The sequence below is a fragment of the Paracoccus shanxieyensis genome (genome assembly GCF_009711265.1).
Classification (GTDB): Bacteria; Pseudomonadota; Alphaproteobacteria; order Rhodobacterales; family Rhodobacteraceae; genus Paracoccus; species Paracoccus shanxieyensis.
Genome location: NZ_WMII01000004.1, coordinates 48,589 through 67,568 on the forward strand (window position 1 = coordinate 48,589; position 18,980 = coordinate 67,568).

Genomic DNA, 18,980 nt, shown 5'->3' on the forward strand with positions numbered 1-18,980 from the left:
GCGGCTTTACCAAAGCCCGCATTCGGCAAACCCCCGCAGACATGCAGGAAAATCACATGACTTGGCGTATCGGCGTGGATTCGGGCGGAACATTCACCGATGTCTGCCTGTTTGACGACACCTCGGGCGAGGTGACGATCTGGAAGGTCTCCTCGACCCCGGACGATCCGTCGCGTGGCATCACCCAAGGCGTGTGCGAAGGATTGGAGCAGGTCGGCGCCGAAGCCGAAACGATCAGCTTTCTGGGCCATGGCACCACCGTCGCCACGAATGCGCTGATCCAGGGCCGCGGCGTCAAGACCGGGCTGATCACCACGGACGGTTTTCGCGATCTGCTGGAAATCGGCCGGCAGAAGCGTCCCGATCTGTATGATCCGCAGGCCGACAAACCGGACACGCTGGTCAGCCGCGACCTGCGGCTGGGCGTGGTGGAACGCCTGCGCGCCGATGGCTCGGTCGAGGACGCGCTGGACGAAGACGCCTTCCGCAATGCGGTGCAAGAATTGAAGGCGCAGGGCGTGCAATCGCTGGCGGTGTCGTTTCTGTACAGCTTCCTGAACGATGCGCATGAACGCCGCGCCGCCGCCATCATCGCCGAGGAATTCCCGGACGCCTTCACCGCCATCTCCTCGGATATCGCGCCCGAGTTCCGCGAATACGAACGGCTGTCCACCACGGTGGTCAATGCCTATCTGGGGCCGGTCATGAAAGGCTATGTCCGGGCGCTGAAACAGAAGCTGAACGATCTGGGCCTGAAGGTCGCGCCGCAACTGACGCAATCGAATGGCGGCGTCATCGCCTTTGACACGGCGGCCGAAATGCCGGTGCGCACGGTGCTGTCGGGCCCCTCGACCGGGGTGGTCGCGGCGCAGGCCATTGGTCGCATGACCGGCATCCCGAACCTGATCACCTTCGACATGGGCGGCACCAGTTCGGATGTGGCGCTGCTGTCGGATGGCGAATGCCGCGTCGTCAACGAGGCCGTCGTGCATGGCTATCCGCTGAAAGTGCCGATGCTGGACATTCACACCGTGGGTGCTGGCGGCGGCTCGATCGCCTATGTCGACAATGGCGGGCTGCTGAAGGTCGGGCCGCGCAGCGCCGGGGCCAATCCCGGCCCGGCCTGCTATGGCCTTGGCAATGGTGAACCCACCGTCACCGACGCCAATGTCGTCTTGCAGACCCAGAACCCGGAATACCTGCTGAACGGCCGCATGAAGATCGACCGCAGCCTGTCGGTGGCCGCGATCCAGACGCTGGCCGACCGGCTGGGGATGGAGATGCTGGAAACCGCGAATGGCATCATCGACATCGTGGTGGCCAATATGGCCAAGGCGATCCGGGTGATCTCGGTCCAGCGCGGCCATGATCCGCGCGACTATACGCTGGTGGCCTTTGGCGGCGCCGGTCCGGTGCAGGCAACGCGGCTGGCGCGCGAGCTGGGCATGACGCGCGTGCTGATCCCGCGCACGCCGGGGGTGCTGTGCGCGCTTGGCCTGCTGATGACGGACCTGCGCAGCGATTTTTCCGCAACCAGCCTGATACGGCTGGATGAGGCCACGCCCGACCGGGTCGGCGAGATCTTCGCCGATCTGGCCGCCCGTGCCGACGCGTGGTTCGATGCCGAAGCCATTGCCGGTCCGGCGCGGGTGCTGAACCTCAGCGTCGATGTGCGCTATGCCGGGCAGAACTATGAAATAGGCGTGGCCCTGCCCGAAGGTCCGATCAATGCCGCCAGTTTCGATGCGATCCGCGACGGCTTTCTGGCCGCGCATCGCCAGCTTTACGGCTTTGTGGCCGAGGGCGAGCCGATGCAGCTGGTCACGTTCCGTGCCGCCGCCAGCGGTCTGGTGCAAAAGGCCGAATTCGCCCCGCAGCCGCCGCAGGGTGCCGATGCCAGCGCCGCCATCACCGGCAGCCGCCCGGTCTGGATGCTGGAAGCCCGCGATTTCGTCGAAACCACGCTGTTCGACCGGGCCAGACTGCACAGCGGCAATGTCATCCCCGGCCCCGCGATCATCGACCAGATGGACAGCACCACCGTCGTCCCGCCCGGCATGACCGCAACCGTCGATCCCTATCTGAACCTCATTCTGGAGGCCGCACAGTGAACATGATCCCCCGCGTCAAGCTGAACCCGATCACCGTCGAGGTCATCGGCTCGGCCTTCGCCTCATCCGTCGAGGAAATGGGCGAGGCACTGGTCCGCGCCTCGTATTCCACGAATATCAAGGAACGCCGCGACTGTTCGACGGCGCTGTTCGATGCCTCGGGACGGATGCTGTGTCAGGCCGAACACATCCCGATGCATCTGGGCAGCTTCATCGGATTCATCCCGTGGATCCTGCGCCATTTCGGCGAGGATGCGATCCGTCCGGGCGATGTCTTCATGGGCAACGACGCCTATGAGGGGGGCGGCACCCACCTGCCCGACATCGTGCTGGCCGAGCCGATCTTCGTCGAAGGCAAGCTGGTCGCATGGGCGATCAACACCGCCCACCATTCCGATTTCGCCGACCGGGGCCATGCCCATATCTATCAGGAAGGCCTGCGCATCCCGCCGGTCCGCCTGTATCGCGAAGGCCAGTTGCAGGACGACATCCAGCGGCTGTTCCTGCTGAACTGTCAGGTGCCTGCCGAACGCATCTCGGATCTCAGGGCGCAGCTGGCGGCCAACCGGCTGGGCAGCATCCGCATGACCGAACTTTGCGCGAAATACGGGCTGGAAACCGTGCTGGCGGCGGGATCGGAGCTGATGGACTATGCCGAACGCAAGATGCGCGCGGGCATCAGCGCCATCCCGGACGGGCGTTACACATTCTCGGACGTGTTCGACAGCGAGGCGCTGGAGACGCCGCTGGACCTGTCGGTCACCATCGACGTGAAAGGGGATCAGATCGCACTGGATTTCGTCAGCCCGCCGCAGGTGCGCGCCGGTCTGAATGTCGTCTATACCGCGTTGCTGGCCACAGTCTATTACGCGGTGAAAACCGTGGTCGATCCGACCGTGCTGCCCAATGCCGGGCTGGCCCGCCCGATCACCGTCACCGCCAAGGAAGGCACGCTGCTGCGCTGCGCCCATCCCGCGGCGGTCGATGGCCGCATCACCGCCTGTCAGCGGGTGGTCGATCTGATCCACGGGGCGCTGGCGCAGGTCGTGCCGCATCGGGTCACTGCGGCCTCGAACGGTTCGGTCGCGGTCGCGCATTTCAACGGTCGGCGCGAGGATGGCGGGCTTTGGGTCTATCTTGAAACCATCGGCGGCGGCTTCGGCGCGCGCCACAACAAGGACGGGCTGGACGGCGTGCATGTGCATATGACCAACACCTCGAACCTGCCGGTCGAGGCGCTGGAGAACGAATATCCGATCACGCTGCGCCGGTATGAGCTGGTGGACGGCTCGGGCGGTGACGGGCAGTTCGTCGGCGGCATGGGGCTGCGCCGGGTCTATCGCGCGGAGAAGCCCTGCCGGGTTCAGGTCATGGGCGCGCGGCTGAGTTCGCAGCCTTGGGGGCTGGATGGCGGTCAGCCGGGCGCCAGCGGCTATTTCACGCTGAACGGCGAACGCAGCGGCTTTGAACGCGATGCCGTCGATCTGGTCGCGGGCGATGTGCTGGAGATCGTCACGCCGGGGGCGGGCGGCTATGGCGCACCAAAGATGCGCGATGCGGCGACCCGCGACCGCGATCTGCGGGAAAAACGCTTCAATTAATCCGCAAAGCTTGACTTGCCCGCCGTTCCGGCCACACCGGAAGGTGGGCACGTCTGACAGGAGCGATCATTTGGCCAGACAATCTTCCTCGAATGCCGGTCGGGCGGCAGAAATCCTGATCCAGCTTGGACAGGCCGACCGCCGGGGGATGGCGCTGGCAAGTCTTGCCGAAACCCTGGGCGAGGCGAAATCCTCGGTCCATCGCACTCTGGTCGCCCTGGCCGATTTCGGGCTGGTCATGCAAAGCGGCAATCGCGGCAATTACATGCTGGGCCCGGCCGCCTATGCGCTGGCCCATCGCAGCACCGGCGCGAATGAAATCGTCGCCACCTATCGCCCTGCCCTGATCGAGATCACCGGCAGGACGCAGTTTTCGACCTATCTGATGGTGCGGTCCGGACTGGACACGATCTGTCTGGACCATCAGATGGGCCAGATCGCGGCACAGCCCTATGTCTCGGGCATCGGCGGGCGCATCCCCATGGGGGTCGGCGTGTCCGGGGTCTGCATTCTTGGCATGATGGACCCGCGCAGCCGCAGCCGCAGTCTGGATCTGCTTGAGGACCGGCTGGCCGATTGGAACCTGACCCGCCCGCAGATCGAATCCGAGATCGCCGAGTTCCAGCGCCACGGATTTCTGCGCGGCATCCGGCGCAGCGCGGGCATCGAAAGCCTGACGCTGGCCGTGCCGATCCTCAGCGACCATCTGCGCGGGATCGAGACCTCGATATCGCTGCTTGCGCCGCTGAACGTGCTGGATGCCGCGGCCGAGCAGAACGCGGTCCATGTCATGCGCGATGCCATCGCCATGGCCGGACACCACGCGAATGTCACCACACGCCATGCCGATACTGCCGCGAAGTGATACGCGGATCGGAAGGCTGCTGGCCAAAGGCGCGAAGTCCGGTCCGCATGACCATGCGACTGTCATGAACCGGCGATAAGCTGGGGCCTTTCCAAGCGAAAGGGCAGCGACATGAACGTCTGGGCCACGATCATCCTGTGGGACGATGCCGATCCAAACAGCGACCGGATCGTCAGGGAAACAGCGCAAGAACGGCTGACGATCGCCTTTGTGCCGACGGTCGACGCCGCCGCTGCCGTCGCATCCCAGCTTGTCGAGGACGGCGCGGAGTTGGTCGAGCTTTGCGGCGGCTTCGGCCTTGATGCGGGCGCTGTGGTCTCCAAAGCTGTCCAAGGCCGCGCGGCGGTCGGCGCCGTGGCCTTCGGGATCGAGTCGATCACGCAGGCAGCCGCCTACAAGGCCAAGTTCGAGGCATCCGCCTGAAACGTGCTTTTCCCCGCCCGCGCCGGATCCACGATCTGGCTGTCTGAAGGGGTAAAGCCCTGCGGACGCGTCAGGGCGTTGGGCAAGCGTGTAAGGCAGGCCGGCGCAGGCCGGTCACGCGGCAATTCGGCACACGCGCATAAGCGCGGCAATCCGGTGCAAAAACGCAGATATGGCCCTTATTTCCCAGACCAGCGCAGGCGGACAATGGATGTCCAATCACAGCCCAACTTGTGCGCTATCTTATGCGCAGGCTGAACCGGAAGCCGCCGAACCTGTTACGCGCAACACGCACGCCCATGTCGGCAAGTGGATAAATCATTGATTTAATGGCGCACCCGAAGGGATTCGAACCCCTGGCCTCTGCCTTCGGAGGGATTACGACTAGCTCCGTCGATTACCGAAAGGGGCACGCCATGATGCGCTATGTTACTGTAAATAAAAAGGAATTTGATTTCCTTCGCCGACAAGCCTATCCTTCTGTTCGCCACGGTTTTCGCCCTGCTGCTTACGTGGTGCTTACGCGGGTTTTCGGGCATGTGACGGAGGAAGTCCATGGCTAAACTTACAAAACGCGTCGTCGATGCGGCGGAAAGCCGTCGCAGTGATTACGTGATCTGGGACGATGAGCTACCCGGTTTCGGGCTTCGTGTCTTCACATCAGGCAAGCGCAGCTATGTGATCCAGTATCGCCAGGGAGGACGGTCGCGGCGCTACACCATCGGCCTGCATGGTATCTGGACGCCAGAACTGGCCCGCCAGGAGGCCAAGGTCCAACTTGGCAGGATCGCGCGCGGCGAAGACCCGGCCGAGGAAAAGCAGCTCGATCGCAAGTCCATGTCGGTCAAGGAACTCTGCACTCTTTATCTGAATGACATGAACGCCGGTCTCATCATGGGGAAAGGCGGCCGTCCAAAGAAGCACAGCACGATTGTGACCGATACCGGGCGGATCAACCGGCACATCATCCCGCTCTTGGGCAGTCGGCGGGTGCGTGACTTGACCAAATCCGACGTCAACAAGCTCCTCAAAGACGTCATGGCGGGTAAAACTCGGATTTCGGTCAAGACCGATAAGCTTAGAGGCAGGGCCATTGTCCGCGGCGGTCCTGGGACTGCCGCTCGAACCGTCAGCCTTCTCGGCGGTATTCTTACCTATGCCGTCGATGCTGGGATCATCGAGCGGAACCCGGCGCATGGCATCAAGAAACCGAAGGATAACGTCCGCAAGCGTCGGCTGTCCGAGGCGGAGTATCGCCTACTTGGTGTCTTGCTGCGCAAAGCAGCGCAGAACGAGAATTATGCCATGACCGTCGAGATCATCCGCCAGATCACCATGACGGGTTGCCGCCGATCGGAAATGATCGGGCTAAGCTGGAGCGAAGTTGACGCCCAAGCCAGTTGCCTGCGCCTTGAAGACAGCAAGGAAGGCTATTCCATTCGGCCCATCGGGCTGCCTGTCGTGGAGTATCTGGAAGAGCGCGCCAAGTCGCGTATCGGCACTTATGTGTTTCCCGGCCGTGATGAGGACAGAGCGTTCGGCAGCTTCCCCAATCACTGGAAGAAGATCTTCACGGACTCCCCGCTTGCCGATGTCACTCCCCACGTTCTTCGCCATAGCTTCGCGAGCATAGCGAATGATCTCGGGTTCACGGAGATCACCATCGCCGCTCTCGTCGGTCACGCCAAGGGGTCTGTCACGAGCAATTACATCCACACCGTCGACACGGCCCTCATCATGGCGGCCGACACGATTGCTGGCTACATTCAGGGCCTGCTCGATGGCATCGAGTTCAAGCAGACCGCCTACGCGCTGGATCGGGACTCCCGGAAGACGTCGCTCGCGCGCTTCCTTCAGAAGGCAGCAGGCAACGACGACAGAACCGCCGACGTGGCGCAGCCTCTGGCGGCTTGAGGATGGCGGAAACGGCTGGCGGATCGTGGGTCAGCCTTGAAATTGGGGCGCCTCCAATATATATTCCGACACATCGGAAGATTTATTGGTTGGAGGCGTCCATGCCCGCGACTGAAATGCTGAAGGCCACGGAGGCGGCCGTGGTCGCCCGCGTCAGCCTGCGCGATGTCAATCGCGTCATCGACGAGCGCATCCTGCCCGAAACGCTGGTCTCGGTCGAAAACGGACGTTTCGTGCTAGGGGCCGCCTGCACCCTGATCGCCTTCTATTTCGAGAGCGCCAAACGGCTGACCTCGGAGGAACGCCTGTTCGCCATCCGCTCCGCCGAGCCACGGTTGCGGCGCTGGAACCGCGCAGCCACCGAGGCCATGCTGAAAGCCGACTGGACCGTTCGCCACGACTTCCTGACCATCGACCTTCTGCCCTTCTTCGAGCGTTCCGTCGCACGGCTGGAACGGCTGGACGCCGCGCGCGAGGTGGTCACCATCTCCGATGACATCATGGGCGGCACCCCGGTCATCAGCGGCACGCGCGTTCCGGTTCACGACGTCGCGGCCGCATTGGCGGCGGGCGTCCCCGCCAAGGAGATCCTTGAGGATTATCCGTCTCTGACCGAGGACAGGCTGGAATTGGCCGCGCTCTATGCGGAGGCCAACCCCCTTCGCGGACGGCCGAAGCCGCTCATCGCCAGACTGCCCGAAGGTGCGCGCATCCTCTCGGATCATCGCGTGCCGCGCAGGCGAGCCGGATGAAGTTCCTGATCGACGAATGCCTCAGCCCGAAGCTGACCGAGCTGGCTCACCAGAGGGGGCATGGGGAATCGTCCCATGTCGTCTGGCTGGGCCGCTCGGGCGCGAAGGACTGGGATCTCATCCCCCTCATCATCGAGGACGACTGGACCTTCGTGACCCGCAATTCCGTCGATTTCCGGGGCGCAGCCTCGCGCCCCGGCGAGAAAGGGCAATATGCCCGTGTCGATCTGCATGCCGGCCTGGTCTGCCTCAATGGCCCCGAGGGTATGACGCGAACCCTCCAGTTGGAGTTGTTCGAGCAAGCCCTGCTCGAACTTGACGCCGATCCAGACCTTGTGAACCAGGTGCTTGAAGTCACGCTGGAGGACGATGACCATCTGCGTGTTATCCGATATGCGCTCCCCTCGGAGCCGGACCAGAGAACCTGACGGGAGCGCGATCAGCGCTCACGCGGCCAAGCCGCGTGCATGTCGTCGATCACATAGGCATGGGCATGGCGTCGACCATGCCCAGCTTCTGCGAGATGCGGATGGTCGGCCGACAGATCGGCATGACCGTGTTCAAGCACCTCTGGATCGTCGGCAGGCCAGACGGCGAAGCCGATGCCGATCGCGACAGCGGCCAGCGCGGCCAGAATGATCGCCGTCATCGGCAGGCCGAGCGTCGCGCCGGCCCACCCGGCAAGCGGATAGGCGATCAGCCAGCAGGCATGGGAAAGCGCGAACTGCGCGGCGAACAGCGCCGGCCGGTCTTCGGGATTGGCCGAGCGCCGGAGCAGCCGGCCGGATGGCGTCTGTGCCGTGGAATAGCCGACACCGAGCAGGAACCACAGCGGCAACAGCCAGCCGTAGCCCGGCAGCGCCGCCGCCGCCAGTGTTCCCACCGCCAGCAGCGATGCGCCACCGAGCATCGCCGTTCGATCTGGAATCGAGTCCAGCAGCTTCGGCAGCGCAAGCGCCGCGACCATCGAGCCGCCACCGAACGCCGCGAGGGCCAGGGCCATCGCCTGGTTGTCGAGGCCATAGACAGCCTGCACGTAAACGACCGTATTCACGATCACCAGCGCGCCCGCCGAGGCGACTGCGAGGTTGATCGCCAGCAGCCCGCGCAGGCGCGGCGTCGCCAGATAGATGCGGATGCCGCGCGTCGTGCGGTCGTAGATACCACGAGGTTTCGACGGTTTCGGACTCGGCAGGACGACCGAGATCACCAGAGCCGCCGAGACGAGGAAGCCGATCACCGTGCCGGCGAATAGGCTATGGAACGAGATGAAGGCGAGAAGTGCCGCCGCCAGCATCGGACTGACGACGCTTTCCAGATCGTAGGCCAGCCGGGAGAGCGACAGCGCGCGCGTGTATTCCTTCTCGTCCGGCAGGATGTCGGGGATCGTCGCCTGGAAGGTCGGCGTGAAGGCGGCCGAGGCCGATTGCAGCACGAAGATCAGAACATAGACCTGCCAAATCTCGGTGACGAAAGGCAGGAAAACGGCAACGGCGGCGCGGACGAGATCGAGCGCCACCAGCATGGCGCGCCGCGGCACACGCTCGGCGAATGCCGATGCGACCGGCGCGACACCGACATAGGCGATCATCTTGATGGCGAGCGCGGTCCCCAGCACCGCGCCGGCCTCCGCCCCCGCCAGTTCGAAAGCCAGCAGGCCCAGCGCCACCGTCGCAAGGCCGGTTCCCACCAGTGCGATGACCTGTGCCAGAAAGAGGTGGCGATAGGTCCGGTTTTCGAGGATCGCCAACATCACAGATACTTCGCTATTTCCTTGAACTCGTCGATCGACTGCCGCCGATCACGCCCGAGCGGCCCGACCACTTCTTCGAGGCAATGGTCGAGGTGATCCTGAATCAGTGTCTTCTTGGCCTGGGCGATAGCCTTCTCGACGGCATGGAGCTGCTGGGCGATGTCGAGGCACGGCCGCCCGCCCTCGATCATCTCGATGACGCCGCGAAGATGACCATCGGCGCGCTTCAGCCGCTTGACGATCTCCGGGTGGGATTGGTGAGTTTGGGATGGCTTGGTCATCGTCATATCCTATCCCCCTGTAGGGGATATGCCAAGATGGTCGAACGTCGAAAGCAGGTTGCTCGTTTGGCTATAGCGGCAGGTGAAGTCAGGTATTGCTTACTTGCACTTCTACGCTTTTGCGGTTGTCGGTTCTTGCGGGGGAAAGCCTTCCCCCTGGCCGGCACTGCGTTGCCGGCACACCCCCTTCTGCGGGGAGACCCCGCAACGCCCCCTGGGTAGGTCTCAGCCGGACTCAGTGATGTGGTGGACGCGCTCGCCTCGCGATACACTGTCCCAATGCCTATACTTCATCTCATCTGTGGGCTTCCCGGCTCGGGCAAGACCACATTGGCACGGCAGCTTGAGAATCAGGGAAAGGGGCTTCGCCTCTCTCCCGATGAATGGATGTCCACGCTCGGATTCCAGCTCTACGACGAGGGCGGCCGCGCGCGTGTCGAGCAGTTGCAATGGCGTCTGGCCCAACGCCTTCTGGCCGCCGGAAACGACGTCATTCTGGAGAACGGCTTCTGGTCAAGAGAGGAGCGCGATTCCTACCGGGCGGTTGCGCAGTCGCTCGGCTGCGAGACCCGGCTTCACTATCTCGACGTCCCCGTCGAGGAGTTGCAGCGTCGGATCATCGCCCGCAACCGCGATGCGCCTGCCGATGCGGCTGTCGATCCGAACGATCTTCTCGCTTGGTCGAAGATGTTCGAACCGCCGACCACGGACGAACTTGCGGTTGGGCACGGCACCGCGCCGCCGTGATCGGCGGCAGCGCCGCTTTAGAGTGAGAGTGCAGACGGGGTTTGCCGTGACGGGTTGAGGGCTGGAGAAGAGGTCTCCGGCGCCCGTCGCGGAGAACCGCGATGTCCAGATACGACCATACCCCCCGTTCCGGCGCGGATCGGGCGAACCTTTACGACGAGATCACCGACAAGATCATCGCCGAGCTTGAGGCCGGGCGCTTTCCTTGGGTCCAGCCCTGGGGCAAGGCCACGGCCCAGGCCCCGCTCGGCCTGCCGCAGAACGCCAGCACCGGCCGCGCCTATAGCGGCATCAATATCCTCATCCTGTGGGGCGCCGTCGTCCAGCACGGCTTCCCCGGACAGGGCTGGCTCACCTTCCGCCAGGCGCTTTCGCTCGGCGGCAATGTCCGCAAGGGCGAGTGCGGCACAACCGTCGTCTATGCCGATCGCTTCACGCCCGAGGACGAGAAGCGGCGGGCGCGAGAGACCGGCGAGGAACCGGGGAAGATCCCGTTCCTGAAGCGGTTCACGGTGTTCAACACCGCGCAGTGCGAGGGCCTGCCCGAGGACATTGCCGTGGCCATGCCGCCTCCGCCATCCGGACTGGTCGAGCCGAGGGTCGAGGCGCTCATCAAGGCGACCGGCATCGACTTCCGCATCGGCGGCGACCGCGCCTACTACGTCCCGGCCCTCGACCATGTGGTCGTTCCGCCGCCGCAAGCCTATTTCGAGCCGATCAACTGGCACCGGACGGCCCTGCATGAGCTGGGTCATGCGACAGGCCATGCGTCCCGGCTGAACCGCGATTTTTCCGGTTCCTTCGGCACCAGGAAATACGCTTTCGAGGAGCTGGTGGCGGAAATCTCGGCCGCCTTCTGCTGTGCCTCCCTCGGCATTGTGCCGACCGTCCGCCATGCGGATTACATCGCCTCCTGGCTCGAAGTGCTGCGCGAGGACAACCGGGCCGTCGTCCGCGCTGCCTCGCAGGCGAGCAAAGCGGCCGACTGGATTTTGTCCTTCCTGCCAGATGCGGACGGGCTCGGTGCGGCCGACGATGAGCGGGAGGCAGCATGATGAACGCGCTCGCCTTTCCCGGCTCGATCCCCGATCCTGCGCAGGCGGCCGAGATCCGCCTGCGTGTCCTCAGCCTCGGCGCCGGCGTCCAGTCGACCACGCTCGCCCTCATGGCTGCCCATGGCGAGATCGGCCCGATGCCGGATTGCGCGATCTTCGCGGACACCGGCTGGGAGCCGAACGCGGTCTATGAGCATCTTGCCTGGCTGGGATCGCCGAATGTCCTGCCATTCCCCATCCATATCGTCTCGGCCGGGGATATCCGCGCCGATCTGCTCACCGGCGCACGCGGCGAGCGGTGGGCCTCGATCCCCGCCTTCACACGCACGGTCGCGCCCGCTGGGACTGAACTACCCGTCTATGATGAAGACGAGAACGGCGAACCCGTCATTGTCGGTTCCCGCGTCCTGGCAGGTGAGCGGATCAGCATTGGCATGATCCGCCGCCAATGCACCAAGGACTACAAGATCACCCCAATCCGGCGGAAGGTGCGCGAACTCCTTGGCATTGCGGGGCGCCGCTCGCCCGGATCGCCAGTCGCCGAGCAATGGATCGGGATTTCTCTCGACGAGGCGTTGCGCATGAAGCCCTCGTTTGAGGACTGGCAGGTCAACCGCTGGCCCCTGATCGAACGGGGCATGACCCGCCAGGACTGCCTGCGCTGGCTGGAGCGGCATGGCTATCCTCTCCCGCCCAAGAGCGCCTGCATCGGCTGCCCGTTCCATTCCAATGCCTATTGGCGGCATATGCGTGACCACGATCCCGAAGGGTGGACCGATGCCGTGTCGGTCGATGCCGCCATCCGCACGGGCTTCCGGGGCATTCGCGGCGAGGTCTATCTTCACCGTTCCGCCGTCCCGCTCGATCTGGCCGATCTTTCGACAGCCGCCGATCATGGCCAGCTCGACCTCTGGCCGAACGAATGCGAGGGCATGTGCGGGGTGTGACTGCTGAAACTCGCCGATGCACATAGCCGGATTTCCGGCTTTGCGATTTTCCGGCTCGCAGCGCCGCCCTTCTGGAGACAGAGGGCGGCGCTTTGGGTCGTGGCGGGTTGGGTGCCGGGAGAGAGGCTCCCGGCGGCCCGCCACGGAGAACGCAGATGCCTGCTATTCAGTCACCCACGCCCCTGAAAACCTTCCTCATCTGCCATGGCGCCGAGAACGAGTTCTGGCTGTGCAAGGCCGCGGACCGGAATCATGCCGTCGAGCAGTTTGAAGCCGCCGCGACGGACGGCGACATCAACGAGGTATTCGAGTGCGTCCCCGCCATGAACCGCTACTTCGTCCGCCAGCGGCGGGCGATGTGGGTCTGCTTCGTCCAGGAGGTCGAAGCAGAGGATGAGGATGCCGCGGTCGATGCCTTCTACCAAGGGTTCGATCCGCAGCACTTCTTCATAGAGGGCGCCCTTCAACACGCTGATCATGGCCCCGCCACGGTCTTCGACCGGCGGGAATACCCGAACGCGAATGTTGCCGAGGCCGACTGACGAGCTGTTCCAAAGCTGAATAGCCCGTGTCCTTGCGACAGCGCTGCCCTCTTAGAGTAAGAGGGCGGCGCTTCGCTTCGTGACGGGTTGGAGGTCGAGAGAGAGGCTCACGACCGCCCGTCGCGGAGATGACCACCATGGCCCGAGCTGCCAAGAAAAAGAAGCCCGCCCTTCAGATGATCGAGTTCTCGCGGGCGCGCGATATTCCGTTCAACCGCATCCGACTGTCGGATAGCAACGTCCGCGAGATCGACGTGGAGGCCGGCCTGGACGACCTGACCCATGACATCGACCGGCGGGAAGATCTCGTGCAAGGTCTCAATGTCCGCGCCGTATTCGACGAGGACGGCAATGAGACCGGCGATTTCGAGACACCCGCAGGCGGCCGCCGCTACAGGTCCATCGCGCGCCTTGTGGAAGCCGGTCGCTTCCCGGCCGAAGGGCTTGTGCCTTGCATCGTCAAGAAGGCCGACGCCAAGACCTCGGCCGTCGACGACTCGCTGGCCGAGAACCTGCTGCGCCTCGCCCTGCATCCGCTCGACCAGTTCAAGGCGTTCAAGCGGATGTTCGACATGGGCATGTCGAAGGAGGAGATCGCCGACGCCTGGCGGACCACGCCGCGCTACATCATGCAGCGTCTGCGCCTCGCCACCGTCGCGCCGACACTACACGATGCCTATGCGCGCAACGAGATGACGCTGGCGATGCTGGAAGCCTTCACCGTCAACCCCGACCACGAGCGCCAGCATCAGGTCTGGGAGCGCATCAGCACGTCGTGGCAGAAGGAGCCCTGGCAGATCCGCAATATGCTGACCGAGACCACGGTTCCGGCCGCCGATAAGCGCGCCCGCTTTATCGGCGTCGAAGCCTATGAGACAGCGGGCGGCCCGGTGCTGCGCGACCTCTTCTCCGAGGAAAACGGCGGCTGGTTGCAGGACGTCACGCTCCTCGACCGCCTGGTCGACGAGAAGCTGCGCGCCATTGCCGACGAGATCGCCGGTCAAGGCTGGAAGTGGATCGACGCGGCGGTCGAGCTGCCCTACGGCCACACCAACGGCCTGCGCAAGCTGGCCGGTGTGACCCAGGAACTGACCGAAGAGGAGCGCGCCACGCGCGAGGCGCTGCGCGACGAGTATGACGAACTCGAAGCCAAGTATGCCGAAGCCGACGACCTCCCCGATGAGGCCGATCAGCGTCTCGGGGAGATCGAGGCCGAGCTGGAAGCCTTCGAGAACCGGCCCGTCACCTTCGCGCCGGAAGACATCGCCCGTGCCGGTGTTATCGTCAGTATCGGCCGCGAGGGCGAGTTGATCGTCAGCAGCGGCTACGTCCGCCGCGAGGATGAGCAACCCGAGACGGTCGATGGCGAGGATGCCGGAGAGGGCGCGGACCCGTCCGACCCTGATGCCGTGCAGCGCGCCGTCATCACTGTCGGCGGCGAGCCGGTCCCGGACGCCGACGAGGAAGAGGACGATGCTGTCAAACCGCTGCCCGAGCGGCTGGTGACGGACCTGACCGCATGGCGGACGCTGGCGCTGCGCAATGCGCTCGCCGAGAATCCGCACGTCGCCATGACGGCCCTGCTGCACAAGCTGGTTCTCGATACCTTCGAGCGCACGTCCACCTCGGGAACGAGCCTTTATGCCGCCGTGCGTCACATCTATCTCCCGGCCGATGCGACCGGGCTCGCGGACAGTGCCGCCGCGAAGATGATCGACGAACGCGCGGACGCCTGGCGGGGCGACATTCCCTCCGGTGATGACGACAGGCTCTGGGGCTGGATCGACGGCCTCGACGATGCCAGCCGCCTGGCGCTGCTCGCCCATTGCGTCAGCTTCGGCGTCAACGCGCTCTATGAGCGGCCGAACCCCTATTCGGGGAATGGCATCTCGCAGCACGGTCTCGACCGCCGCATGGCCGAGGCCGAACGGCTGGCGCAGGCCACCGGCCTCGATCTTGTCGAAGCCGGCTGGAAACCCACGGTCGAGAACTACCTCGGCCGCGTGACCAAGACTCGCATCCTCGAAGCGGTGCGTGAAGGCGCCGGCGATCGCGCGGCCGATCTCATCGCGCATCTCAAGAAGGGCGACATGGCGAAGGAGGCCGAGCGGCTTCTGGCCGATACCGGCTGGCTGCCGGAGCCGCTGCGCCCCACCGTGGACGCGCAGGCCGTGGATGGCTCAGCCGATCAGGACGAGAATGGCATGGCGTTGCCCGATTTCCTCGCCGGTGACGATGAGAACGCGGCCGATGCCGCCGACGATCCGGTGGCCTTGGTCGCCGCCGAGTGACGCGCACCAGCGGGGCGGTCTCGGTCGCCCCGCTTACTCCCCACCCCATATAGGCTCGGCCCCGGCCGGGCCTTTTTTTTCAGGAGACAGGATCATGCCATCCGACAACCATCCCAACCCCGGCCAGCCCATTCCTCAGACTGTTCATGTCGCCCTTTATGAACATCGCTATGGAACCGATGTGCGCGCTTTTCTCGACAGCGAAGAGGCGATGCACTGGCGCACAGAGATCGCCAAAGAATGGTGGACTGACGCCTTCGATGACGATCTGCCGCCCGACGACCAGATCGGCGACGTGTATTTCGAGCGCATGTTGGAGCGCGACGAGTTCTTTTGGACGAAGGCGTGTGAAATTAAACGCGATCCTCCTGATTCCACCGATCCGGACAGCCCCGTTCCAAGCGCCGATGGTGGTGGCGCATGATCATGACGGTTGATGAAATCTTCGCTGACGACCGCCGCAACCCTCCCATGGAGCGATCGCTTCCGTGGGAGGAAACGCGCGGCGGCGTCACCGTCTTCGTGGAGCCGAAGCCTCATTGGGCCGAGGACATGCGCGCCTTCCGGCTCGATAGGTGCGAATATTGCCGCTATGCGGACTGGAGCGCGCACGGCGCCCGGACACGGTTCTACGGTCATATCGACACGTCCGGCGACGACGTGATGATGGAGGCTCGGGCAATTATCGCCCGCGAGATCGCCGATGGGCTATGGGACTGAGCAGCCCTTACGCCTGTGCCTGGCGCAGACCGGGCCATCGGGGTATCGCCGCGCAGCCAGCGACGGATCGAGGTCCAGCGTCACCATTGCGCCGTCAGCTTCTCGCAGCGGGACAGCGGATTCCATCTCCAGCCTGAAACACATCCTGAAGATCAGCCCGGCAACGAGGCTGGCGCGGCGGGGCATCTATGACGGGATTCCCGGCATCCTGTCAGAGGCGAAGCACCACCCCCGCTTCCATTCGCGAACCTTGGTCCGACCGTCTCTTTGTCAATCAACCCACGAGGGGTCGGCTTACGCGAGCGTGCCGCCCTCGCGGATTCGGACGAGCCGAACGCGCGAGGGTGATTGCAGATCCGGTCGGACACTTCGGGCGCCTGTCGCGCGGGGGATGGTCCCCCGCCTCCCAAGACAGGAGCCGGAACCCATGTCCTATGCAGATGCCACCGCCTTCGCCGCCAGCCTCGCCACCACGCTGATGGTTTCCATCGTCGTGTTTCAGGCCGGAGATGGAACCCACTCCGCCATGCCGGCCGACGAGTTCGACGGCGACGAGGAGATGGTGAAGCTGGAACTCGATCCGTGGAGCTGAGGCGCGAAAGCGCCTCACTCCCAAGGCCCGGTGCCCAAGCGCAGTCGGGCCTTCTCCCGACAATCGCCGCCGATTGCCGCTTGCGTGCCGGACGGCATTGCGATCTCGACCCGCATCGGAAAGAACCGTCGGCGATCACGCCGATTTCGCTCCATCAAGATGAAAGCCATTCGCCATGCTCAGCCATATTGTCGTTTCCATTCTGCTCTGCACGGCGTCATGCGAACCGGCCGAAATCCGCGTCTGGGACGGCGATTCCATTCGCTTGGGCACGACGCGGCAATCTGAGGCCGTCCGGATCTTCAACATCGACGCCCCCGAGATCGAGGGGCAATGCGCGTATGAAACCGACCTCGCGCTGCAATCGAAGATCAGGCTGGCCGAGCTTCTGAAAGGCCAGCGGATCGAAATCCTGCACCAGGGAACCGACCGCTATGGCCGGACCCTGGCGGCGATCCGCGTCGAGGGACGAGACGTCGGAGACATTCTCGTCAGCGAGGGACTGGCCCGAACCTGGGCGGGACGCCGCGAACCGTGGTGCTGATCCACCCCGACAACAGGAGAGTGAGAGGGTGGGTCGGTTGGCCGTGACGGGTTGCAGGTGGAAGAGAGGCTTCCGCCGCCCGTCGTGGAGCAAACCCCATGACCCTTTCCCACCACCCCGGTTTTACCCTGGTCGGCGACGTCATCACGCGCGAGGTGTTGCCCCGGCTGCGCTACGCCCAAAAGCTGCCGTTGCGCCTCTCCTGCATGGGCACGGCCGGTTACGAGGGCCTCGACGAGGCCGATGAATTCGACCGCACGGTCGTCATCGGTCAATCCGCATCCGCCGAAGAAGCCATGATCCTTGCCAGCCAGCGCGTCGCGCGCGGCGACATTCGTGTCAGCGCGGACGACACGCTGCGCTTTCACCCGCGTATCGTCGTCATTCAGGACGGCGATCTCGGCCTGGTTCTCGGTGGCGAGATCCGGGCAGGAATCGTCCTCTGGCAGCAGCCCGTCGTCTCCGACGTGGAGGCCCGCCGCATCATCACCGAAGCCAGCCGCTTGCGCGGGCTGGCCTTCGCCGCCTCCGGTCGGGTCGATCACAGCGCAGCCCGCGATCATCGTTATCGCGCCAGCCTGCTCGAGGCCCGACTGGTCGATCCCTACTGGCGCGAGACCGCGGCGGAGCTTCTCCATCTGCCCCAGGCCGCCTGACACCTTCTTCCACATCTTCGCCCGGCCGCGCGCCGGGCTTTCTCGTTTCAGGAGTCCGACATGGCTAACTATTTCACCCATTTCTCCTGCCTGCTCGACGTAGGCACCCCGGAAAACGCCGCCCGCGCGCTCGACCTCTACAACGCACTTTCAGAGGAAAACGCTGCCGAAGACCCTCCCTCGGAAGGATTCATTCTGTCGATCCAGCCTGAGCATGGCGGCACCCAGCTCTGGATGCGCGACGATGAGACCGGCGATCCCGAGCATGTGATCCAGTTCGTAAAACGCTGCGCGGCCGCGTTCGGCCTGTCGGGCCTCTGGGGCTTCCAGTATGCGACCGCCTGCTCGCAAGCCAGGGTCAACGCCTTCGGTGGTGGCGCGCATGCCCTCGATCTCGCCACCGGCGAGACCGTGGACTGGATCTATAGCGGCAGCTGGCTGGAGATCGTCCTGGACGGAGGTGATCCCTATGCCTGAGATCATCGAAACCACGGTCTATCGGCTCGACGAGCTTTCCGACACGGCGAAGGACAAGGCCCGCGCCTGGTATCGCGAAGGCGGGTTCGACTACGACTGGTATGATGCGGTCTATGAGGATTTCCAGCGGATCGCGGAAATCCTCGGCATCCGCTTCAAGACCCGCACCGTGCGCCTGTATGGCGGCGGCTCGCGGCGGGAGCCGCGCATCTTCTTCTCAGGCTTCTGGTCACAAGGCGATGGCGCTTGTTGGGAAGGGTTCTACTCCTATGGGAAGAACGCCTCGGCCGAGATTCGATCCCATGCACCGCAGGATACGGCCCTGCACGGTATCGCCGATGCCCTTCAGGCAATCCAGCGACGCAATTTCTACCAGCTTCGCGCCGAGGCCAGCCATCGTGGTCGCTACTACCATGAGTATTGCATGGCGATTTCCGTCGAACGCGACAGCCAGACATATCAGGACATGACCGCCGATGCCGAGGAGATCGTGATTGAGGCGCTGCGCGATCTGGCCCGTTGGCTCTACCGCCAGCTTGAGCGCGAATACGACTACCTCTCCTCGGATGAGGCGGTGGATGAGACCATCACCGCCAACGAATATACCTTCACCAAAGCCGGACGCCGTTTTGGCTGACCCCGACAAGCGCTCCGCCTCTCGGCCGGGCGCTTGTTTCATGCCTGCTTACGCCACGGCTTGAGAGGGAGA

Annotated in this window: 22 protein-coding genes; 20 read left to right on the forward strand and 2 right to left on the reverse strand. The window is 64.3% G+C overall.

Going from position 1 to position 18,980, the window contains the following annotated elements:
* Nucleotides 1–56: 56 nt before the first annotated feature.
* The 8 genes from GL284_RS05350 to GL284_RS05385 all read left to right on the forward strand — a co-directional run bounded on the left by GL284_RS05350 (nucleotide 57) and on the right by GL284_RS05385 (nucleotide 8,094).
* Entirely contained in the window at nucleotides 57–2,111 is a 2,055-nt protein-coding gene (locus GL284_RS05350) for a hydantoinase/oxoprolinase family protein (RefSeq protein WP_155043627.1), read from the forward strand.
* A 2-nt stretch (nucleotides 2,112–2,113) separates the two neighbouring features.
* Nucleotides 2,114–3,712, forward strand: a complete 1,599-nt coding sequence (locus GL284_RS05355) for a hydantoinase B/oxoprolinase family protein (protein ID WP_155043781.1) — start codon at nucleotides 2,114–2,116, stop codon at nucleotides 3,710–3,712.
* Nucleotides 3,713–3,782: 70 nt separating this feature from the next.
* Nucleotides 3,783–4,577, forward strand: coding sequence for an IclR family transcriptional regulator (locus GL284_RS05360; protein ID WP_196216713.1), 795 nt, complete (start codon nucleotides 3,783–3,785; stop codon nucleotides 4,575–4,577).
* A gap of 111 nt (nucleotides 4,578–4,688) precedes the next feature.
* On the forward strand, nucleotides 4,689–5,000 hold the full coding sequence (locus GL284_RS05365) for a DUF6506 family protein (protein WP_155043629.1): 312 nt from the start codon (nucleotides 4,689–4,691) through the stop codon (nucleotides 4,998–5,000).
* Between the two features lie 416 nt (nucleotides 5,001–5,416).
* A complete protein-coding gene (locus GL284_RS05370) occupies nucleotides 5,417–5,563 on the forward strand; it encodes a hypothetical protein (protein ID WP_155043630.1) in 147 nt (48 codons plus the stop codon).
* Nucleotides 5,556–6,914, forward strand: a complete 1,359-nt coding sequence (locus GL284_RS05375) for a tyrosine-type recombinase/integrase (RefSeq protein WP_080620466.1) — start codon at nucleotides 5,556–5,558, stop codon at nucleotides 6,912–6,914. The genes GL284_RS05370 and GL284_RS05375 overlap by 8 nt, the downstream gene beginning before the upstream one ends.
* A 101-nt stretch (nucleotides 6,915–7,015) precedes the next feature.
* Entirely contained in the window at nucleotides 7,016–7,666 is a 651-nt protein-coding gene (locus GL284_RS05380; protein WP_080620467.1) for a DUF433 domain-containing protein, read from the forward strand.
* Nucleotides 7,663–8,094: a DUF5615 family PIN-like protein gene (locus GL284_RS05385; protein WP_155043631.1), complete on the forward strand. Its 432-nt coding sequence runs from the start codon at nucleotides 7,663–7,665 to the stop codon at nucleotides 8,092–8,094. The genes GL284_RS05380 and GL284_RS05385 overlap by 4 nt, the downstream gene beginning before the upstream one ends.
* Nucleotides 8,095–8,105: 11 nt before the next feature.
* Here GL284_RS05385 and GL284_RS05390 read toward each other — a convergent pair whose 3' ends face one another.
* Nucleotides 8,106–9,419: an MFS transporter gene (locus GL284_RS05390; protein WP_080620471.1), complete on the reverse strand. Its 1,314-nt coding sequence runs from the start codon at nucleotides 9,417–9,419 to the stop codon at nucleotides 8,106–8,108.
* Nucleotides 9,419–9,700 (reverse strand): metal-sensing transcriptional repressor, encoded by a 282-nt coding sequence (locus tag GL284_RS05395; RefSeq protein WP_080622743.1) that lies wholly within the window; start codon nucleotides 9,698–9,700, stop codon nucleotides 9,419–9,421. Before GL284_RS05395 ends, GL284_RS05390 begins: the two co-directional genes overlap by 1 nt.
* Before the next feature lie 279 nt (nucleotides 9,701–9,979).
* Between GL284_RS05395 and GL284_RS05400 the strand changes: the two genes are divergently transcribed.
* From GL284_RS05400 to GL284_RS05455, 12 genes are all read left to right on the forward strand, one after another.
* Nucleotides 9,980–10,447 carry a P-loop nucleotide/nucleoside kinase family protein gene (locus GL284_RS05400; RefSeq protein WP_080622744.1) on the forward strand — a complete coding sequence of 156 codons (468 nt, stop codon included), beginning with the start codon at nucleotides 9,980–9,982 and terminating at the stop codon, nucleotides 10,445–10,447.
* A 101-nt stretch (nucleotides 10,448–10,548) separates the two neighbouring features.
* Nucleotides 10,549–11,502: an ArdC family protein gene (locus GL284_RS05405; RefSeq protein WP_080620472.1), complete on the forward strand. Its 954-nt coding sequence runs from the start codon at nucleotides 10,549–10,551 to the stop codon at nucleotides 11,500–11,502.
* Nucleotides 11,499–12,449 carry a hypothetical protein gene (locus GL284_RS05410; protein WP_230382924.1) on the forward strand — a complete coding sequence of 317 codons (951 nt, stop codon included), beginning with the start codon at nucleotides 11,499–11,501 and terminating at the stop codon, nucleotides 12,447–12,449. The genes GL284_RS05405 and GL284_RS05410 overlap by 4 nt, the downstream gene beginning before the upstream one ends.
* 155 nt (nucleotides 12,450–12,604) lie before the next feature.
* Nucleotides 12,605–12,991: a hypothetical protein gene (locus GL284_RS05415; RefSeq protein ID WP_080620473.1), complete on the forward strand. Its 387-nt coding sequence runs from the start codon at nucleotides 12,605–12,607 to the stop codon at nucleotides 12,989–12,991.
* Nucleotides 12,992–13,128: 137 nt separating this feature from the next.
* Nucleotides 13,129–15,282: a ParB/RepB/Spo0J family partition protein gene (locus tag GL284_RS05420; RefSeq protein WP_155043632.1), complete on the forward strand. Its 2,154-nt coding sequence runs from the start codon at nucleotides 13,129–13,131 to the stop codon at nucleotides 15,280–15,282.
* Nucleotides 15,283–15,376: 94 nt separating this feature from the next.
* Nucleotides 15,377–15,706: a hypothetical protein gene (locus GL284_RS05425; RefSeq protein ID WP_080620474.1), complete on the forward strand. Its 330-nt coding sequence runs from the start codon at nucleotides 15,377–15,379 to the stop codon at nucleotides 15,704–15,706.
* Nucleotides 15,703–16,002, forward strand: a complete 300-nt coding sequence (locus tag GL284_RS05430; RefSeq protein WP_080620475.1) for a hypothetical protein — start codon at nucleotides 15,703–15,705, stop codon at nucleotides 16,000–16,002. Before GL284_RS05425 ends, GL284_RS05430 begins: the two co-directional genes overlap by 4 nt.
* 427 nt (nucleotides 16,003–16,429) lie before the next feature.
* Nucleotides 16,430–16,594: a hypothetical protein gene (locus tag GL284_RS05435; RefSeq protein WP_164871400.1), complete on the forward strand. Its 165-nt coding sequence runs from the start codon at nucleotides 16,430–16,432 to the stop codon at nucleotides 16,592–16,594.
* A gap of 175 nt (nucleotides 16,595–16,769) precedes the next feature.
* Nucleotides 16,770–17,138, forward strand: coding sequence for a thermonuclease family protein (locus GL284_RS05440; RefSeq protein WP_080620477.1), 369 nt, complete (start codon nucleotides 16,770–16,772; stop codon nucleotides 17,136–17,138).
* A 98-nt stretch (nucleotides 17,139–17,236) separates the two neighbouring features.
* Nucleotides 17,237–17,794 carry a hypothetical protein gene (locus GL284_RS05445; RefSeq protein WP_080620478.1) on the forward strand — a complete coding sequence of 186 codons (558 nt, stop codon included), beginning with the start codon at nucleotides 17,237–17,239 and terminating at the stop codon, nucleotides 17,792–17,794.
* Nucleotides 17,795–17,854: 60 nt separating this feature from the next.
* A complete protein-coding gene (locus tag GL284_RS05450; RefSeq protein ID WP_080620479.1) occupies nucleotides 17,855–18,271 on the forward strand; it encodes a hypothetical protein in 417 nt (138 codons plus the stop codon).
* On the forward strand, nucleotides 18,264–18,908 hold the full coding sequence (locus GL284_RS05455; RefSeq protein WP_155043633.1) for an antitoxin of toxin-antitoxin stability system: 645 nt from the start codon (nucleotides 18,264–18,266) through the stop codon (nucleotides 18,906–18,908). Before GL284_RS05450 ends, GL284_RS05455 begins: the two co-directional genes overlap by 8 nt.
* The last annotated feature ends 72 nt before the right edge of the window (nucleotides 18,909–18,980 follow it).

Coding starts and splice junctions, on each gene's coding strand:
- GL284_RS05350 (WP_155043627.1), top strand. CDS start 57: ATGACTTGGCGTATCGGCGTGGATTCGGGCGGAACATTCACCGATGTC.
- GL284_RS05355 (WP_155043781.1), top strand. CDS start 2,114: ATGATCCCCCGCGTCAAGCTGAACCCGATCACCGTCGAGGTCATCGGC.
- GL284_RS05365 (WP_155043629.1), top strand. CDS start 4,689: ATGAACGTCTGGGCCACGATCATCCTGTGGGACGATGCCGATCCAAAC.
- GL284_RS05370 (WP_155043630.1), top strand. CDS start 5,417: ATGATGCGCTATGTTACTGTAAATAAAAAGGAATTTGATTTCCTTCGC.
- GL284_RS05375 (WP_080620466.1), top strand. CDS start 5,556: ATGGCTAAACTTACAAAACGCGTCGTCGATGCGGCGGAAAGCCGTCGC.
- GL284_RS05380 (WP_080620467.1), top strand. CDS start 7,016: ATGCCCGCGACTGAAATGCTGAAGGCCACGGAGGCGGCCGTGGTCGCC.
- GL284_RS05385 (WP_155043631.1), top strand. CDS start 7,663: ATGAAGTTCCTGATCGACGAATGCCTCAGCCCGAAGCTGACCGAGCTG.
- GL284_RS05390 (WP_080620471.1), bottom strand. CDS start 9,419: ATGTTGGCGATCCTCGAAAACCGGACCTATCGCCACCTCTTTCTGGCA.
- GL284_RS05395 (WP_080622743.1), bottom strand. CDS start 9,700: ATGACCAAGCCATCCCAAACTCACCAATCCCACCCGGAGATCGTCAAG.
- GL284_RS05400 (WP_080622744.1), top strand. CDS start 9,980: ATGCCTATACTTCATCTCATCTGTGGGCTTCCCGGCTCGGGCAAGACC.
- GL284_RS05405 (WP_080620472.1), top strand. CDS start 10,549: ATGTCCAGATACGACCATACCCCCCGTTCCGGCGCGGATCGGGCGAAC.
- GL284_RS05410 (WP_230382924.1), top strand. CDS start 11,499: ATGATGAACGCGCTCGCCTTTCCCGGCTCGATCCCCGATCCTGCGCAG.
- GL284_RS05415 (WP_080620473.1), top strand. CDS start 12,605: ATGCCTGCTATTCAGTCACCCACGCCCCTGAAAACCTTCCTCATCTGC.
- GL284_RS05420 (WP_155043632.1), top strand. CDS start 13,129: ATGGCCCGAGCTGCCAAGAAAAAGAAGCCCGCCCTTCAGATGATCGAG.
- GL284_RS05425 (WP_080620474.1), top strand. CDS start 15,377: ATGCCATCCGACAACCATCCCAACCCCGGCCAGCCCATTCCTCAGACT.
- GL284_RS05430 (WP_080620475.1), top strand. CDS start 15,703: ATGATCATGACGGTTGATGAAATCTTCGCTGACGACCGCCGCAACCCT.
- GL284_RS05435 (WP_164871400.1), top strand. CDS start 16,430: ATGTCCTATGCAGATGCCACCGCCTTCGCCGCCAGCCTCGCCACCACG.
- GL284_RS05440 (WP_080620477.1), top strand. CDS start 16,770: ATGCTCAGCCATATTGTCGTTTCCATTCTGCTCTGCACGGCGTCATGC.
- GL284_RS05445 (WP_080620478.1), top strand. CDS start 17,237: ATGACCCTTTCCCACCACCCCGGTTTTACCCTGGTCGGCGACGTCATC.
- GL284_RS05450 (WP_080620479.1), top strand. CDS start 17,855: ATGGCTAACTATTTCACCCATTTCTCCTGCCTGCTCGACGTAGGCACC.
- GL284_RS05455 (WP_155043633.1), top strand. CDS start 18,264: ATGCCTGAGATCATCGAAACCACGGTCTATCGGCTCGACGAGCTTTCC.